Raw genomic sequence first — 1,551 nt, forward strand, 5'->3', positions numbered from 1 at the left:
GTCCATGTCCTTGACGATGTCCATGAAGCTGCGGAAGAAGCGCTCCATGTAGCTCATCGTCTTGTTGAAATCCTCCTCGCTGGGCAGCTTGGATTCAAGCTGGGCGGAGAGCGAATTCTCGAGCTTGGCGACGCGCTCGTCGAGCGCCTTCACCGAACCTTGCAGCCGGTCGATCTCGTCCTGGAAGGCGGCGCGCTCGTCGGCCGCCATCTTGCAGACGAGCTGGCCGGAGCGCTCCTCGCAGATCGACATGGCGCCGGTCTGGGTGTCCATGCGGACATAGCCGTTGGCCGACTTTTCCAGCCGGTAACGGTCGGTCTCCTCGGAATAGGCCGACGCCGCAACCAGCGAGCAAAGCGCCGCCGAAATCACGATATGCTGCAGACGCATGTTGTTTATCCTCCATGAGCCGTTGAGCCAAGAATATGACAGGTTTGCGCCTGAAATGGGGAAGAGTTCGGAAGTGCCCTTTCCCCCATGGTTCGTTCGGACTATAGCGCGACAATGTCTCAGATTATCTACAAGATCGCTCCTGAAGCCATGTGGCGCGAAGCGGAGCGGAACGGCCGCTTCACTGGAGCGCCGATCGACATTGCCGACGGCTTCATCCATTTCTCGGCCGCGGCGCAGGTGCGCGAGACCGCCGCCAAGCATTTCGCCGGCCAGGCGGATCTGCTTTTGATCGCGATCGACGAAGCAAAGCTGGGCGCGGCCTTGAAATACGAGGTGTCGCGCGGAGGCGCGCTGTTCCCGCATCTTTACGCTCCGCTCGACCTCGATGCCGTTCTCTGGGTTAAGCCGCTGCCGCTCGGCGCGGATGGCTCGCATCAATTTTCAGCGCTGGAGGGCGAATGAGCCTGCTCGACCGGATCGGCCAGAAACTGCTTTTCTCATTCGATCCGGAAACCGCGCATGGCATGTCGATCGCGGCACTGAGATGCGGCCTGCCGGTTGCCTCACCTCCCATGCGAGACGCGCGGCTCATGGTCAGCCTTTGCGGGCTCGATTTCCCGAACCCGCTCGGCATGGCGGCCGGCTACGACAAGAATGCCGAGGTGCCGGACGCGCTGCTCAAGCTCGGCTTCGGTTTCGCCGAGGTCGGCACGATCACGCCGCTGCCGCAGCGAGGCAACCCGAAGCCACGCATCTTCCGGCTGACCGCGGACGAAGCGGTGATCAACCGGCTGGGCTTCAACAATGAAGGCCACGCTGCCGCCGCAAAGCGCCTTGCCGCGCGCAAGGGGCGCGAGGGTATCGTCGGCGTCAACATCGGCGCGAACAAGGACAGCGCCGACCGCATCGGCGACTATGAGCGCGGGGTGGCCCGCTTCGCGCCCTACGCCAGCTACCTCACCGTCAATATCTCCTCGCCCAACACGCCGGGCCTGCGCAACATGCAGGCGCGCGAGCAGCTCGGCGAGCTCCTGTCGCGAGTGATGGCGGCACGCGCGAAAGCGGCGGCGCACCCGCCCATCTTCCTCAAGATCGCGCCGGACCTCGCCGAGGCGGAGCTGGAGGACGTCGCCGCCGAGGTCATCGAGAAAAGGATCG

At 63.8% G+C, this 1,551-nt stretch carries 3 protein-coding genes; 2 read left to right on the forward strand and 1 reads right to left on the reverse strand.

The annotated features are described in order from the left end of the window. Positions 1 to 390, reverse strand: a 390-nt coding sequence (locus EOA38_RS36200) for a hypothetical protein (protein WP_127301469.1), incomplete at its 3' end; no start/stop codon positions are given. 114 nt (positions 391 to 504) lie between these two features. On the opposite strand from EOA38_RS36200, the gene EOA38_RS36205 reads away from it, so the two are divergent. Both EOA38_RS36205 and pyrD read left to right on the forward strand, forming a co-directional pair. After that, the gene (locus EOA38_RS36205) at positions 505 to 855 is read left to right on the forward strand and encodes a DUF952 domain-containing protein (protein WP_189435169.1); all 351 of its coding nucleotides are present in this window, start codon (positions 505 to 507) and stop codon (positions 853 to 855) included. Next, the coding region (gene pyrD, locus EOA38_RS36210; RefSeq protein ID WP_127301471.1) for a dihydroorotate dehydrogenase (quinone) at positions 852 to 1,551 on the forward strand (700 nt) is incomplete at its 3' end. The genes EOA38_RS36205 and pyrD, both read left to right, overlap by 4 nt.

The organism is Mesorhizobium sp. M1E.F.Ca.ET.041.01.1.1, from assembly GCF_003997355.1.
In the GTDB taxonomy this organism is placed as follows: domain Bacteria; phylum Pseudomonadota; class Alphaproteobacteria; order Rhizobiales; family Rhizobiaceae; genus Mesorhizobium.

Coding starts and splice junctions, on each gene's coding strand:
- EOA38_RS36205 (WP_189435169.1), top strand. CDS start 505: ATGTCTCAGATTATCTACAAGATCGCTCCTGAAGCCATGTGGCGCGAA.